We start from the raw sequence: 13469 nt of genomic DNA, 5'->3' as shown, positions 1-13469 counted from the left end.
GACAGGGAAGAAGAGCAGGGGTTAGTCGCTCTTATCGGGCAGGAGCGGACAGCGGAAGAAATCCGGCGGGCCACCCGATGGCGACCCTTCGGAGATTTCGAGGTGCCCGAGGTTGTAGTGAAACAGAATCGATTCTGGGTCGTCTGCGGGTCCATACCGGGTGAGCAGTGGTGGGGTGGGACCGTGGGCCCTCTTCCCCGCTTCTGTCCATGCGACGGTGTGGGTCCACCACCGACCGCCGTTGTAGTCCGAGTTTCCTGGCGCGGCCTCAGACACCGGAAGCGTCCCCTCTGGAAGCATCCCCGTGACTGGGTTGGTGATGACGAAGAACTTGTCCAGTGACTGCTCGTTCGGATGTTTGATTTCACCGGTTACTTTTGTGCCCCACGTCTCTCCGTCACCCCATACTCGGGAGGTGAAGTCGGGAGCGCCCTGTGCAGTTGCGCTGCCACTCGCACCCAGACCGAGGAGTGTGACACTGGATACTATCGCTCCCTTTCGGAGAACGGTTCGTCTCGAAACCTGCGCTGTACTTGATAAGTCAGTCATGATTCTTGTGCTCGCAGGAGCACCTTACATTCGTCTGACACACATATTGTTATAATGACATTATGTTGGATATTGTGACTGTAATAGTGAACAATCACGCCAGTCACGGTGTCTTGGTGTAGGTCTACAGACAGAACACGGTGGAGACGACAGGTGAGTCACCGTGCGCTGTTCGTCCGAAACGGTACTGGAGAGTATCTGCCCAGCGTAGATTCATGGCCCTATCGTCCGTACCGACCAACGATGGGTCGGAGCCTCGACAGCCGAATCTTGGCGCTTGCGTTGGCTCGGATGGTCGATGCGATAGCCAACTCGTTTCTCATCGTCGTGTTGCCGCTGTACATCGGGAGCCAAATCGTCTCACTTCCGGCCTTCGTCGGCTCTGCCGTCTCGCTCGGCGTGGTTAAGTTCGCGGTGACGCCCGAACTCCTCATCGGCATCGTACTTTCGCTGTTCGCCTTTCTCAACAGCCTCAGCCAACCGTTTACCGGGGCACTGTCGGACAAGACCGGTCGGCGCAAAGTGTTTTTACTGACCGGATTAGCGCTCGTCGCGGTCGGTAGTGCGGGGTACATCTTCTTCACAGACTACGTCTCGATACTGCTGATGCGCGGCCTGCAAGGCATCGGTGCGGCCTTCACTATCCCAGTCACCGTCGCGCTTGTGAACGAACTGTCTGCGAAGGACGAACGCGGAGGGAACTTCGGCCTTTTCAACACGTTCAGACTGCTCGGCTTCGGCGTCGGACCGCTGGTCGCAGGCGTCGTCGTCGTGGCCGGACCGTACACCGCGTTCGACGTGGCGATATCGGGCTTCGAAGCCGCCTTCCTCGTCGCCGTTGCCGGTGCGGTCAGTAGCTTCGCGCTCATCGCACTCCTCATCGAAGACCCGGAGCGACCCGGGACCGAAGCGGCCGAGGATATCTCCATCGCGATTCGGAACCGGGATGGGTCGGGTCTCGACCCCGTGTTCGCGCTCAGTATCGCGACTATCGTGATGACGCTGAGCCTCGCCATCTTCGCCCCGCTCGCCAACCTCATCAACGCCCGCCTCGACCAGGGGCCGTTCCTCTTTGCGGCGCAGTTCGGTGCGACGGTGCTCGCAAACGTCGTCTTCCAGTACCCTCTCGGGATGTTGAGCGACCGATACGGACGGCGACCGTTCCTTCTTGGTGGCTTCGTCCTCCTTTTGCCCACGACACTCGCACAGGGGTTCGTGCTCTCGTCGCTGTCGATGGTTCTTGCGCGCTTCCTTCAGGGAGTGGCCGTCGCGGCGGTGTTCGCGCCCTCGCTCGCGCTCGCGGGGGACCTCGCGAAAGGCGGGCAATCTGGGTCGACGCTCTCGCTTTTGACGATGGGATTCGGTCTCGGCGTCGCCTTCGGCACGCTCTCGTCGGGCATCCTCGTCGGCTTCGGGTTCGCAGTTCCGTTCGTCGTCGCTACCGCACTCGGTGCCGTCGGACTGGTCCTCGTCTACACCCAGGTCGGAGAGACAGTCGACGAGTCGGTGTCGGCACCGACAGCAGGCGATTGAGCCAACTCACGTAAACAGGCGCGGTGCGGTGTACCAACCGTTCAACGTCCGCGGTGAGCACAACTCGTGGAACCTCGGTATCGACAACCCGAAGTTCGTCCGAACGGCCGCAGGCGGCGACTTTCTGCACCTATCGAAGGGGTCGCCGTGTATCGATGTGGGCGTCGATATCGGCGAACCGTATCTCGGCGCAGCACCCGCCCTCGGTGCGTTCGAATTCGTCTAATCACTCGACTCGCCGGGTCGTCACCCAACGTGTCGAGTCGTATCGGTTGTACCGGACGCGCCGGTAGTTCCTGTCCCCGAACCGTCGGCGACCGTGGCGACGAACGCTCGGACTGCCCGCGCTGTCTCTTCCCAAGAGACGTGGTTCAGATACCGCTCTCGGGCGGCCAGCGAGCGGTCGACCAACCGGTCTCGGTTTCGACACAGCGGTGCGATTGCGTCGGTTATCTCCGACGGGTCCGACGGGTCGACGAGGTAGCCGTCGTGGCGGTGCGTGACGAGTTCGCTCCCGCCGCCAGCAGTCGAGACAATCGCCGGGAGTCCGAACCCCATCGCTTCGAGCGCGGCGATGCCGAACCCCTCGTAGTGCGAGGGGAGCACAAATACGTGCGACTCGCGGAGCGTCGCCGCGAGGTCGGCGTCCGAGAGGCGGCCAGTGAAGCGGACTCGGTCGTCGATACCCAACGCACGAACGAGTTTCTGCAGGCCGCGCTCGTAGGTGGCATCGACCGCCGCGCCGACGACAGTCAACTCCCAGTTCCACCTGACGCGAGACAGCCCTCTGAGCAACCCATCGATGTTCTTCCGGGGTTCGATGTTGCCGACGGTGACGACGCGAAGCGGCTCCTCGGTCGCGCGCGCTCGAATTTCTTCGGGTGTCGGCGGCGACTCGAACGCCGAAAAGCGGTCGCCAGCAGGGTAGGCGACGACGCTCGGACTGGTCTCTGTGAGGGCCGCGACGCTCTCTTTCGTCGATTCGCTGTTGAAGACGAACGCGTCGACCGATTCGAGGTAGCGCGCCTCGACGAGTTCTCGAAGTCGCCGTCGCCACGGGTGGAAGTTCTCCCGCGAGTTCAGGTGGTGGACGACAGAAACGACGGGCGTCTCGTCGTCGAGAGCGGCGTTCGCCCCCGCGAGCGAGGGGTGACACAGTTCGTCTTGAAGCAGTACGTCCACGTCCAGTGCTCGCAGTCGGCGGGCCGCTGTCACGTTGTCTCCGAGTCGCGCCCAGTACGGGCGCTCGGGCAGCGACATGACCGTCACCTCGTCACCCGCATCGCGGAACCGGCGGACGAGTTCGAGGTCGTATCGGTACCCACCGGAGCGGTCGTCGAGCGGCCCGTAGACGACGAATCCGAGATGCACGTTAGATATCCGTCTCGTACGTTGCGCTCGCAACATCGTCTTCCCAGATTTGAACCGAGATGTGCGTCGGGTTCTGAAGGTCGGCGGCGGCGACGAATCTGTCACACACCTCGCGGGCGAATCGCTCCACGCTCGGATTCTTCCCGTCGAACTCCGGGAGGCCGTTCATCGTCTCGTCTCGGTAGCGCGCGAGCGTCGTCTTCAGTGCCGAGTTCGCGTCGTCGATGTCGACGAGGTACCCATAGTCGTCGAGTTCCGGGCCGCTCAGCTCGACTTCGACAGTAAAAGCGTGCGAGTGGAGGTCACCTTCGGGACCGGGGTCGGGAACGGTCAGATAGTGCTGCGCGATAACCTCTTGGCGAACCGACACACGATACATACCACCTCAACTGTCGCCGTACGTAAAGAGGATTTGGACGGCATCGTCGGGTTCGTCCTCCAGTAACTCGTAGGCGAGCGCGGCATCACCGACATCGAGGCGGTGCGTGACGAGCGCCTCGATGGGCACGCCCTCCAAGTGGTCCCACGCGAGCGAGAACCGACGCTCTGTGTCCCATCGACCGCTGAGAGCCGGGTCGATGGTACTCACCTGACTGCTCTCGACGTTGATTCGAGAGCGGTGGAACCGACCGCCGAGGTCGAGTGAGGCGCGTTTCGTCCCGTACCACGACCCGACGATGACCCGGCCGTCGTATCGCGTCACGTCGAGCGCGTCGTCGAGCGCATCGGGGTTCCCGGACAGTTCGAACGTGAGGTCGGCACCGTCTGCGGGGTGGGCGAGCGTGTCGGGCGAAACCGCTGTGTCGGCACCGAATTCGAGCGCGAGTTGCCGTCGTTCCGGCACGCAATCGACGACGGTGAGGCTTCCGAGCGGGAACTTCGCGAGGAGCCACGTCGTCACGAGACCGACGACTCCCTGCCCGAAGACGACGACGTGTTCGCCGACCAGCGGGCGACCGTCCATCACGAAATTGAGCGCCGTCTCCATCGTCGGCAAGAGCGCAGCACGGTCGTCGCTCACGTCATCCGGAATCGGCCTGAGTTCCGATGGGTGGGAAAGAAAGTGACTCTCGTGGGGATGAAATGAAAAGACGCGGTCGCCAAGCAGGGATGCATCGACGTTGTCGCCGACGGCTTCGACCGTCCCGACGGCGGCGTAGCCGTACTGGAGCGGAAACGAGAGGTCGCCGTCGAGGGCGGCGATAGACTCGTCGGCCGGGAGGTCCGTGGGTGCCTCGCCACGATAGACGAGTCGTTCGGTCCCGGAGCTAATCGCGGAGCGTCGGGTTCGAACGCGCACCTCGTCGTGGCCGGGGTCGGGAACGTCGCGGTCGCGAACTTCGACCTGCTTCGGCCCGACGAAGTAGACCGCGCGTCCGTGCATCGGTCAGTCGTCTGCGGCGAGCGGGGCGTCGGCGAACTCGACGGTCGTGCCGAGATGTCGGCAGTCTTCGAGCGCGTGCTTGGCCGCGAACCCGGCCTCGTGGGCGTTCGAGGCCGTCCCGACGCCGACTTTGAGTTCGACACCCGCCTCGGCCTCGACGTGGTCGATGGCCGCGCGATACTGACTCGCCGTGAGGTCGGGCGTGACGGCGATGATGTTGTCGCCGCCGACGAAGAACGACAGTGCGCCGTATTCCGTTCGGAGGTAGCGCATGAGCGAGGCGTAGCCCTGCTCGATGTGGATGAACGTGTCGAACTCGTTGAGGCGGTCTGTGTACTTGCCGGTCGCGTCGTTCACGTCGAAGTGGGCGATTTGCACGTCGGAGTCGGCGCGGTTCTCCGCGGCGAGCGTCTCTCCGGAGAGTACCTCGCGCCGCTCGTGGTCCTGTGCGCTGCCCGCGCGCTGGACAACGTCCGTCGCGCGTTCGAGTGCGACCGCTGGGTTGTGGTCCACGCCGATACCGAGACTCAGCGTCACCGGATATCGGTTGGCGATAGATTCCTGAAGGAGTTCGTGGTCGTCCCGGTCCATGCCATTGGTGATGGCGACCATGTTGTCGAAACGGGTGAAAAAGACGTACCCGTCACGGGAACCGACGAACTGAGCCAGGTCGGCAAAGAGCCGCGACTGGAGCGTCTGGAGGTCCATCTCCCGCCGAGGCTCGGGTGTTACGGTCCACGGACCGTAGTTGTCGATTTGGACGAGTGTCAGCTGCGTATTCGTCACAATAGACGAATCGGGTGACGCGCATATCGTTCTTTGGTTCTACGACGGGTCTGCCGAGACACCGCACAGCGACCGGCACGGGGCTGTCAGGCCTGTGTGTCGCGGAGGAAGTAACTCGCTGCCACGTCGAGAGCCGCCCACAGCACGACCCAGACGACGAGCCCGGTCAGAACGATAGCTGTCGTCGACAACAGCGGGATGGCGACAGCTATCGTCGCGACGGTCGAATACGTCACGAAGAGCGCGACCATCGCGGTCACCAACCCGTAGACACCCATAGCGCTGTTTCCGGTCGCGGGGCCACGCAACCACCCGACGACTTGCTTGGAGGAGACACCCATATTTCATGGTACGGGATGACATGACATAATTATTCTCTTGGGAGAACGTTCAACCAGTCGGCCTTCCAATCACGGACGATGGAGTACCGAGGAGTCGTCCTCGACGTTGACGGAACAGTCGTTCGCGGTGACGAAGCAATACCGGGTGCGCTCGACGGGTTGGCGGCCATCGAGCGGGCCGGACTCGACCGCCTGTTCGTGTCGAACAACCCGACCAAGGCCCCACCGGCTTACGAAGCGCGCCTCGGTCGAGCCGGTATCGACGCCGCGGCCGACGAAATCGTCACGTCCGGGACGACCACGACGGCGTACGTCGCCGACCAGCATCCGGGTGCGAAAACGTTCTGCATCGGCGAGTCCGGTCTCCGCGACCAGCTCCGAGACGCAGGTCTGGAACTCGCCTCGGCGTCGGCCGACCCCGAAGTCGTCGTCGTCGCTATCGACCGGGGGTTCCACTACGACGACCTGCGCGAGGCGTACGTCGCCCTCGAAGACGGCGCGGCATTCTACGGAACCGACCCCGATATCGTCATCCCGTCGGCCGACGGCGACATCCCCGGGTCGGGCGCTATCATCCACGCCGTCTCTGGAGTCGCTGGCCGCGAGCCTGACGCGATTCTCGGGAAACCGTCCCCAGTCGCACAGGGAATCATCCTCGACAGACTCGGTCTCGACCCCGAAGAAGTACTCGTCGTCGGCGACCGACTCGATACGGACATCGCCCTCGGTGCGTCAGCGGGGATGGGAACGGCCCTCGTCAAAACCGGTGTGACCGACGCCGAAACACTCGGCGCAAGCGAGTACGAACCCGACTACGTGCTCGACAGTCTCGGAGATATCGAGACGATTCTGACTGAGTAATCCCCGAACAGACCTATTTTCGTGGCTGACCGTCACTTGCCCCTACAAAATCATTATTGTTCTGAGGTAACAATTTACACTTGGGTGAGTACAATGACTGGAAAGAAGATTCTACTCCTCGCTGGCGACTTCGTCGAGGACTACGAGATTATGGTACCGTTTCAGGCGCTCCAGATGGTTGGCCACGAGGTCGATGCGGTATGCCCCGAAAAGGAAGACGGCGACACGTGTAAAACAGCCGTCCACGACTTCCGTGGCGACCAGACGTATCTGGAGACGCGCGGACACGACTTCGCGCTGAACGCGACATTCGCGGATGTCGACCCGGCGGACTACGACGCGCTCGTCGTCCCCGGCGGCCGCGCGCCCGAGTACCTCCGCGGATACGACGAGGTACTGGACGCTGTCCGGCACTTCTTCGAAGAAGACAAACCGGTCGCGGCCATCTGTCACGGGCCGCAGATTCTCGCCGCCGCGGGTGTCCTCGACGGCTACGAGATGACCGCCTATCCCGCCGTTCGTGCCGAAGTCGAGAACGCTGGGTGCTCCTGGGTCGATGACGTGACCGTGGACGGGAACCTCGTCACCGGACAGGCGTGGCCCGACCACCCCGAGTGGTTGGCGGCGTTCCTCGATGTCCTCGGCACCGAAATCGACCACGAGCCGACGGTTAAGGCCGCAGGTGACGACTAGTCATCCATCGCACACCGTGAGTACCACGGATGAGAATGTCTGACAAAGGTTTTTAACAAAAGCGACGTAGGGACTCGTATGGAAGAGCCGAACAGCCCATACTTCCGCGAACAGGTCGACGATGCCGTCGAGACGAACCCACAAGAGGGGGAGGTCGTAATCGTGGAGGGTGAAGCAATGAGCCTTCGAGCGTACAAGAAGCGTCACCAGTAGTCTGGGTGACCGTCGAACGGCTCTGTGGTGGTGTTCGGGTACTCGGACCGGCCCATTTTTGAGCTGAATGACGCACTACGAGCGGTGCGTCCCCGCTCGCTCACTTAGAATACGCCGGTGGAAACGCTCACATCCGCATGGAGGCCGTCACGGAGCGCCGTGTGGACGTGACAGATGTCTTCGGCGAGAGTCATAACCTCGGCACGTTCGTCGTCCGTGAGTGCTGCTTCGACGTACACGTCGAAACTGACGCTCGTCAGGTCTCGCCCCCCGTTGAGCGTCGCATCGGCGTCGATTCGAACCTTTCCGAGGTCGCCGACACCCGTCTTCTTCGCGCCGACGCGGAGCGCCGGGAGGAAACACGAGGCGTACGTGGCGACGAGTGTCGCGTTCGGATTCGGCCCGTGTTCGTTGCGTGCGTCGATTTGGAGGGCGAAGTCGCCGACTCGACTCGTGCTTGCGAAGCCATCCTCGCTAACGGTAGAGGTCTGAATATCGGACATCTAGTCCAATCGAGGGACCGTTTTCCCCTAACGGTTGTTCGGTCGGGCGTCGGGCGCAATCGACCGCGAAAAAGCGATATGGGAGGTTATTCGAGGGTGTAGGATTCGTCGCCGTCGAGGACGTGGACCTCGGCGCGACTGCCGGCCGCCTTCACTTCGCGCTCGAAGTCGTCGATGTCGATTTCGATGGGCGGGAAGGTGTCGTAGTGCATCGGGAAGACGTGGTCTACGTCCAGCCAATCGGTGGCGACCGCCGCCTGCCACGGTCCCATCGTGAAGTGGTCGCCGACGGGGAGCGCCGCAGCGTCGGGTTCGTAGTACGGCCCGAAGATTTCGCGCATGTCGGTCATCAGGCCCGTGTCGCCCGCGTGGTAGAACGTCGTCGCCTCGGCGTCGGACTGTTGTGTGGGTACCGAGTCGCTAATCATGTACCCGGCCGGGACACCGGCGTCGTACTCGTAGCCCGTGTTGATGCCGTTCGTGTGGTCCGCACGAACCATCGAGACGTATGCGTCGCCCAGTTCGACGGTCCCGCCGATGTTCATGCCGATGGTCTCTTCGACGCCCATCTCGGCTTCGACGTAGCCGGTGAGTTCTGGCGTGCTGACGACCGTCGCGCCCTCGAACTCGCCCGCGTTCGCGATGTGGTCGGCGTGGCCGTGCGTCAGAAGGACGTAATCCGGCGTTTCCACGTCGCTCGGGTCCAACGACGTGAACGGATTGTCGAAGAACGGGTCGATAAGAAGTGTGGTGTCTCCGACGGTGACGTGCCACGTTGAGTGACCGTGCCAAGTGAGTTCCATAGCACCCCGAAGTTACTCGCGAAATACACAAAAAGGTATTCGGAGACGGAGGGAGGTTCGCAATGGTTTGCAGTGGTTCGTCGGTGGGGAGACCACCGAGAACCCGTCGGACGACGCGTGGTAAATAACTGGTTGGTGGAAAATACTATGTTAACTTATGACATTATGGAGCTATGGTTACGAAGATGGCCGGCCGACTCGAGCAATTCTTCACGAAGCGAACGAGTGGGAGCCTTCGAAGTATCGTCATCTACAAAGAAGATGAGTTCGACGTGGCCTTTCTTCGGGACGATGTCGCCGCCGAATACTCCGAACACGACGTTGCGGCGGCGGTCGACGACTCCCGGATGGAGTCACTCATGGCACCCGTTTACGGCGACCTCTACACCGAGGACCACGACGAACTCGTCTGTACGATGAAAGTGTTCCCGTCTGTCGTCGAGATGAACTTCGTGCTTTCGAGCGGCGAGGGCATCGCGGTGGCACTCGATTCGGGGTCACTCGCCGAATCGGAAGACCTCGTTACCGAGGCGCGAGAGGTCGCATCCGACGACGGGTCATGACAAATTACTAATTATATGGCCGCGACGGACGAAGCGTGCCCGCGAAACAAGCGCGTGACATCCGTCGGGACGGAACCCTGTTTTTCATCGGTCTGACCGGCATCGTACTCGTCGAACTGGCAGTACCGGCAGCACAGTTCTCGGGAGGAATGCTTGCCCTCCGCGAGTTCTTCTTCGGCGGGTCGCTCGGTCTGCTGCTCTCCGGCGTGTTTCGAGCGACTGCCAGACAGACGCTCGTCTCGACGCTTTCGTTAGCAGTCGGCTTCGCGGTTGGGAGCGTCATCACCTTGTTCTAACGGGGGCTGTCGAAAGAGTGCTGAGAACGCAGCCCGAAACCGGCCGAACACGTGGGGAGTGTAAAGACCTATCACGCCCGCACCAGACCCGACGCGCATGCATCACGTTCGATTCCGCGACCCGGCCGGTGCGGTCCGGCGGGGCGAGTGGCACGGCGACTCGGTCTCTTTCGGCGGCGAGACGTACGACCTCGACGACGTAGATGTGCTTCCGCCGTGCGAACCGACGAAAATCGTCTGTATCGGCCGCAACTACGCCAAGCACGCCGAAGAACGCGACGAGGAAGTTCCGGACCGCCCGCTTTTGTTCCTCAAACCGCCGAACGCCGTCGCCAGCCACGGTGACACTGTGTCCCTTCCGGCGGGGAAGGACAATATCGAACACGAGGCCGAACTCGCCGTCGTCATCGGCGAGCAGTGCCGAAACGTCGAACCCGAGAACGCCGAGGACGTAATCGCGGGCTACACCGTCATGAACGACGTGTCTAACCGCGACGACCAGGACATCGAGACGAACTGGGTCCGGGGCAAGGCGTTCGACGGCGCGGCACCACTCGGCCCGGTCCTCGCCGACCCCGAACACCTCCCGGAGGACGCCAGCATCTCGCTGCGGGTCAACGGCGAGACGCGGCAGGACTCCAGTATCGAGTATCTCATCTTCTCGGTTCCCGAACTCGTCGCCGAGATTACGACGTACATGACGCTCGAACCCGGCGATGTGATTTCGACGGGCACGCCCGAGGGTGTCGGTCCACTGGAAGACGGCGACCACGTCGAAATCGAAGTCGAAGGCGTCGGCGTCCTCGAACACGACGTGCGACAGGACTAACCCAGCGTCTCTCGTCGGCATTCATTGCAAGAAATTTTCAGGAACCGACACCGAAGATATCGTATGCAGGTCCATCGGTTGACGCTTGTCGGCGTCGGACTCTTTGTTGCCACTGCAGTCGTGAGTCTCGCCCTCCTGCCGCTTCTCCCCGCAGAGGTGGCGATTCACTTCGGTCTCGGTGGAGAACCGGATTCCTTCGTTTCGGCACCTGCCGGTGTCCTCCTCCTTCCGGGTATCGGCCTCGCCACGCTCGTCGCAACCAGAGCCACCGGGTCGCTCGGCATCGGAACCAGCGCACCGCCAGTGTTCGACCCACTGCTCGCCACCTTCCTCGGCTACGTACAGGCGCTCGTACTCGCGTACAACCTCGGCATGCAAATCAACGTGTCAATGGCTCTCGCTCCTGCACTCGTCACGTTCGTCGTCGTCGTGTTTCTCATCCAACGATAGGCTCGACGGAGGGCAAGCCATATGTTTAGGCTCACCTAATCCCCCTCGAATGCGACTGACTCGACGGGATGCGATTGCAGTTCTCGCCGGTCTCGGCGTCGTCGGCGCGGGTGCTGCGGCGGTCGACTCGTTCGACCCGCCGACCGCAGCGTCGGATTCCGATTCCGATGGCGTTCCGACTGCTGTCACCGAGACGATGGTCGCCGCAGGCGAGGTTGTCTACCCAAGTCAGACCGAAGGCGTCGCCGAGTTCGTCGAAACCTACGTCGTCGGCCGCGCGAGAGACGAATCCCGCCGGGACGCGATACGGACTGCCGCGAGCGAACTCGACGATATCGCCCGCGACTGGTACGGTGACGCATTTTCCGCCCTTCCAGCCGACGACCGAGACGAATTGCTTCGCGAACTCGGCGTCGACACCGCCGACCCGGTGCCGGGTGGGACGATTTCCGAGCGAATCCGGTTCCACGTCGTGAACGAACTTCTCTACGCCTTCTACGCGTCACCGACCGGGGGCAAACTCGTTGGCATCGAGAATCCAATCGGTCACGGTGGCGGGACAGAGAGTTACCAGCGGGCGTCGATGCCGGGAGATGCTGTCGAAGGTGAGAACACTGACGGGAGTGAGGCCAATGAGTGACGGCCTTGACAGGGGTGTGACCAATGAGTGACGGCATCGAGTCAGACCGCACGCCGGTTGAAGACGCCGACGTGTGTATCGTCGGCGCGGGTCCCGCAGGGGGAATCGTCGCCAACCGCCTCGCCGAGTCGGGAGCGACCGTCGTCGTCCTCGAAGCGGGGCCGCGATTCGACGGCGACAGGCAGGAACAACTAGAGCAACACATCCGGCCCGGTCTCGACGGCCCGTGGGACATGGGCGGCCCGCGTGACGCCTTTACCTCCTCGGGAGCGTCGTTCTATCCGCTGAACGCCGCCCGAGTGAAGGGCGTCGGCGGGACGACGCTCCACTGGCAGGGGATGGTGATGCGTCTCCACGAACGCGACTTTGAACTCGCGTCCCGTCACGGTGTGGGCGCAGACTGGCCCATCTCGTACGACAACCTCCGCCCATACTATGCCGCAGCGGAGCGCGAACTCGGGGTTGCCGGCGCGATGGACAACCCATACGCCCCGCCACGGGAGGAACCCCACCCACTCCCTGCGTTCCCGCCGTCGCACTCGGACTCCATCTTCGCGGAGGCGTGCGAGCGACTCGAAATCGATATGCACTCGGTGCCGAACGCCCGCAACTCGGAACCATACGACGGCCGCAGTCCGTGTGTCGGCTTCGGAACCTGCAAGCCGGTCTGTCCCTCCGGGGCGAAGTACACCGCCGAGTCGCACATCGAGAAGGCCGAGTCCGCAGGAGCACGGGTCATCGACCGCGCCCGCGTGCGCCGACTCGAACACGACCCGTCGGGTGAGCGCGTCGTCGCCGCCGCCTACACAACGCCCGATGGAGAGACACACCGCCAGACTGCCGACCAGTTCGTCCTCGCCTGTGGCGGCGTCGAGAACGTGCGTCTGCTCCTTCTTTCGGAGTCCGACCGATACCCCGACGGCTTGGCGAACACGTCTGGACTCGTCGGTCGGTACTTCATGGACCACCTGTTCGCGGGGATGGGCGGCCGTCTCGACAGACCGACCAGACAGAATCACGTCGGATTCAACACCAGCGAGACCCACCAGTTCTACGACGATGCGGACCCGGTCAACGGACTCAAATTGGAGTTCCTCAACTACGCCGGTCCGTCGCCCGTCATCGACGCGCTCCACGCCGACACGTGGGGCGACGAACTGCTCGCGCAATTAGCCGAGCACTACGGGACGCACGTCGCCATGGGTGCACTGGTCGAGCAACTCCCCGACGAGAACAACTACGTAACCATCGACTCCGAGACGACCGACGACCTTGGCGACCCCGTCCCGGCGGTCCACTGGTCAATCGACGACCGAACGAAAGCCGCGCTCGAACGGGCCAACGAGATTCAACAGGCCGTTCTCGACGAACTCGGTGTCGACGTGGAGTGGGCCGTCGGCCCGGAGAACACAGGTCCGGCGTTCCACCACATGGGGACGACTCGGATGGGCGACGACCCCGAATCGAGCGTCGTGGATGCCGAGTGCCGTACCCACGACCTGCAAAATCTCTGGATTGCCGGGTCGAGCGTCTTTCCGACCGGCGGGGCGATGAATCCGACGCTCACCATCGCCGCACTTGCAGTTCGCCTCGCCGAGTCAGTCGAGAGAGCGGTTCTGTAGTTGGATTTGTCGCAGGCGACACGTGGGAGTCG

General features: G+C 62.7%; 19 protein-coding genes. 11 read left to right on the top strand and 8 right to left on the bottom strand.

The genetic code is table 11. The features are described from left to right. Nucleotides 1-21: 21 nt before the first annotated feature. Nucleotides 22-549, bottom strand: a complete 528-nt coding sequence (locus tag ACH9L7_RS06345) for a hypothetical protein (RefSeq protein ID WP_396612889.1) — start codon at nucleotides 547-549, stop codon at nucleotides 22-24. A gap of 243 nt (nucleotides 550-792) precedes the next feature. Between ACH9L7_RS06345 and ACH9L7_RS06340 the strand changes: the two genes are divergently transcribed. Both ACH9L7_RS06340 and ACH9L7_RS06335 read left to right on the top strand, forming a co-directional pair. Then, complete coding sequence (locus ACH9L7_RS06340; RefSeq protein WP_396612888.1) at nucleotides 793-2082, top strand: MFS transporter; 1290 nt, start codon at nucleotides 793-795, stop codon at nucleotides 2080-2082. A gap of 28 nt (nucleotides 2083-2110) precedes the next feature. Continuing rightward, nucleotides 2111-2308: a hypothetical protein gene (locus tag ACH9L7_RS06335; RefSeq protein WP_396612887.1), complete on the top strand. Its 198-nt coding sequence runs from the start codon at nucleotides 2111-2113 to the stop codon at nucleotides 2306-2308. A gap of 20 nt (nucleotides 2309-2328) precedes the next feature. On the opposite strand, the gene ACH9L7_RS06330 is transcribed toward ACH9L7_RS06335, so the two are convergent. The 5 genes from ACH9L7_RS06330 to ACH9L7_RS06310 all read right to left on the bottom strand — a co-directional run bounded on the left by ACH9L7_RS06330 (nucleotide 2329) and on the right by ACH9L7_RS06310 (nucleotide 5964). Then, a complete protein-coding gene (locus ACH9L7_RS06330; protein ID WP_396612886.1) occupies nucleotides 2329-3453 on the bottom strand; it encodes a glycosyltransferase family 4 protein in 1125 nt (374 codons plus the stop codon). Nucleotide 3454: 1 nt separating this feature from the next. Further along, a complete protein-coding gene (locus ACH9L7_RS06325) occupies nucleotides 3455-3832 on the bottom strand; it encodes a 6-pyruvoyl trahydropterin synthase family protein (RefSeq protein ID WP_396612885.1) in 378 nt (125 codons plus the stop codon). Nucleotides 3833-3838: 6 nt separating this feature from the next. Beyond that, on the bottom strand, nucleotides 3839-4837 hold the full coding sequence (locus tag ACH9L7_RS06320) for a zinc-binding dehydrogenase (protein ID WP_396612884.1): 999 nt from the start codon (nucleotides 4835-4837) through the stop codon (nucleotides 3839-3841). A 3-nt stretch (nucleotides 4838-4840) separates the two neighbouring features. Then, nucleotides 4841-5623, bottom strand: a complete 783-nt coding sequence (locus tag ACH9L7_RS06315) for a GTP cyclohydrolase III (RefSeq protein WP_396612883.1) — start codon at nucleotides 5621-5623, stop codon at nucleotides 4841-4843. Between the two features lie 86 nt (nucleotides 5624-5709). After that, nucleotides 5710-5964, bottom strand: coding sequence for a hypothetical protein (locus ACH9L7_RS06310; protein ID WP_396612882.1), 255 nt, complete (start codon nucleotides 5962-5964; stop codon nucleotides 5710-5712). Nucleotides 5965-6042: 78 nt separating this feature from the next. Between ACH9L7_RS06310 and ACH9L7_RS06305 the strand changes: the two genes are divergently transcribed. The 3 genes from ACH9L7_RS06305 to ACH9L7_RS06295 all read left to right on the top strand — a co-directional run bounded on the left by ACH9L7_RS06305 (nucleotide 6043) and on the right by ACH9L7_RS06295 (nucleotide 7731). After that, nucleotides 6043-6825: an HAD-IIA family hydrolase gene (locus ACH9L7_RS06305; protein WP_396612881.1), complete on the top strand. Its 783-nt coding sequence runs from the start codon at nucleotides 6043-6045 to the stop codon at nucleotides 6823-6825. Nucleotides 6826-6918: 93 nt separating this feature from the next. Then, nucleotides 6919-7518 (top strand): DJ-1/PfpI family protein, encoded by a 600-nt coding sequence (locus tag ACH9L7_RS06300; protein ID WP_396612880.1) that lies wholly within the window; start codon nucleotides 6919-6921, stop codon nucleotides 7516-7518. A 78-nt stretch (nucleotides 7519-7596) separates the two neighbouring features. Then, the gene (locus ACH9L7_RS06295; protein ID WP_396612879.1) at nucleotides 7597-7731 is read left to right on the top strand and encodes a hypothetical protein; all 135 of its coding nucleotides are present in this window, start codon (nucleotides 7597-7599) and stop codon (nucleotides 7729-7731) included. A 104-nt stretch (nucleotides 7732-7835) separates the two neighbouring features. On the opposite strand, the gene ACH9L7_RS06290 is transcribed toward ACH9L7_RS06295, so the two are convergent. Continuing rightward, nucleotides 7836-8234, bottom strand: a complete 399-nt coding sequence (locus ACH9L7_RS06290) for an OsmC family protein (protein WP_396612878.1) — start codon at nucleotides 8232-8234, stop codon at nucleotides 7836-7838. Between the two features lie 86 nt (nucleotides 8235-8320). Continuing rightward, complete coding sequence (locus ACH9L7_RS06285; protein WP_396612877.1) at nucleotides 8321-9037, bottom strand: metal-dependent hydrolase; 717 nt, start codon at nucleotides 9035-9037, stop codon at nucleotides 8321-8323. Nucleotides 9038-9222: 185 nt separating this feature from the next. Here ACH9L7_RS06285 and ACH9L7_RS06280 point away from each other — a divergent pair, with 185 nt between their 5' ends. The 6 genes from ACH9L7_RS06280 (at nucleotide 9223) to ACH9L7_RS06255 (ending at nucleotide 13437) form a co-directional block, all read left to right on the top strand. Then, nucleotides 9223-9600 (top strand): hypothetical protein, encoded by a 378-nt coding sequence (locus ACH9L7_RS06280; RefSeq protein ID WP_396612876.1) that lies wholly within the window; start codon nucleotides 9223-9225, stop codon nucleotides 9598-9600. Nucleotides 9601-9635: 35 nt separating this feature from the next. Beyond that, a complete protein-coding gene (locus ACH9L7_RS06275) occupies nucleotides 9636-9896 on the top strand; it encodes a hypothetical protein (RefSeq protein WP_396612875.1) in 261 nt (86 codons plus the stop codon). 97 nt (nucleotides 9897-9993) lie between these two features. Then, entirely contained in the window at nucleotides 9994-10725 is a 732-nt protein-coding gene (locus ACH9L7_RS06270; protein ID WP_396612874.1) for a fumarylacetoacetate hydrolase family protein, read from the top strand. 63 nt (nucleotides 10726-10788) lie between these two features. After that, the gene (locus ACH9L7_RS06265) at nucleotides 10789-11175 is read left to right on the top strand and encodes a DUF1648 domain-containing protein (protein WP_396612873.1); all 387 of its coding nucleotides are present in this window, start codon (nucleotides 10789-10791) and stop codon (nucleotides 11173-11175) included. Nucleotides 11176-11224: 49 nt separating this feature from the next. Then, nucleotides 11225-11815, top strand: coding sequence for a gluconate 2-dehydrogenase subunit 3 family protein (locus ACH9L7_RS06260; RefSeq protein WP_396612872.1), 591 nt, complete (start codon nucleotides 11225-11227; stop codon nucleotides 11813-11815). Between the two features lie 23 nt (nucleotides 11816-11838). Continuing rightward, nucleotides 11839-13437, top strand: a complete 1599-nt coding sequence (locus ACH9L7_RS06255) for a GMC family oxidoreductase (RefSeq protein WP_396612871.1) — start codon at nucleotides 11839-11841, stop codon at nucleotides 13435-13437. Nucleotides 13438-13469 lie beyond the last annotated feature (32 nt).

Source organism: Haloferax sp. S1W (assembly GCF_044593955.1).
GTDB lineage: Archaea > Halobacteriota > Halobacteria > Halobacteriales > Haloferacaceae > Haloferax.
The sequence above is the reverse complement of the archived record's forward strand: the minus strand, read 5'-3'. Positions and strand labels throughout refer to the sequence as shown.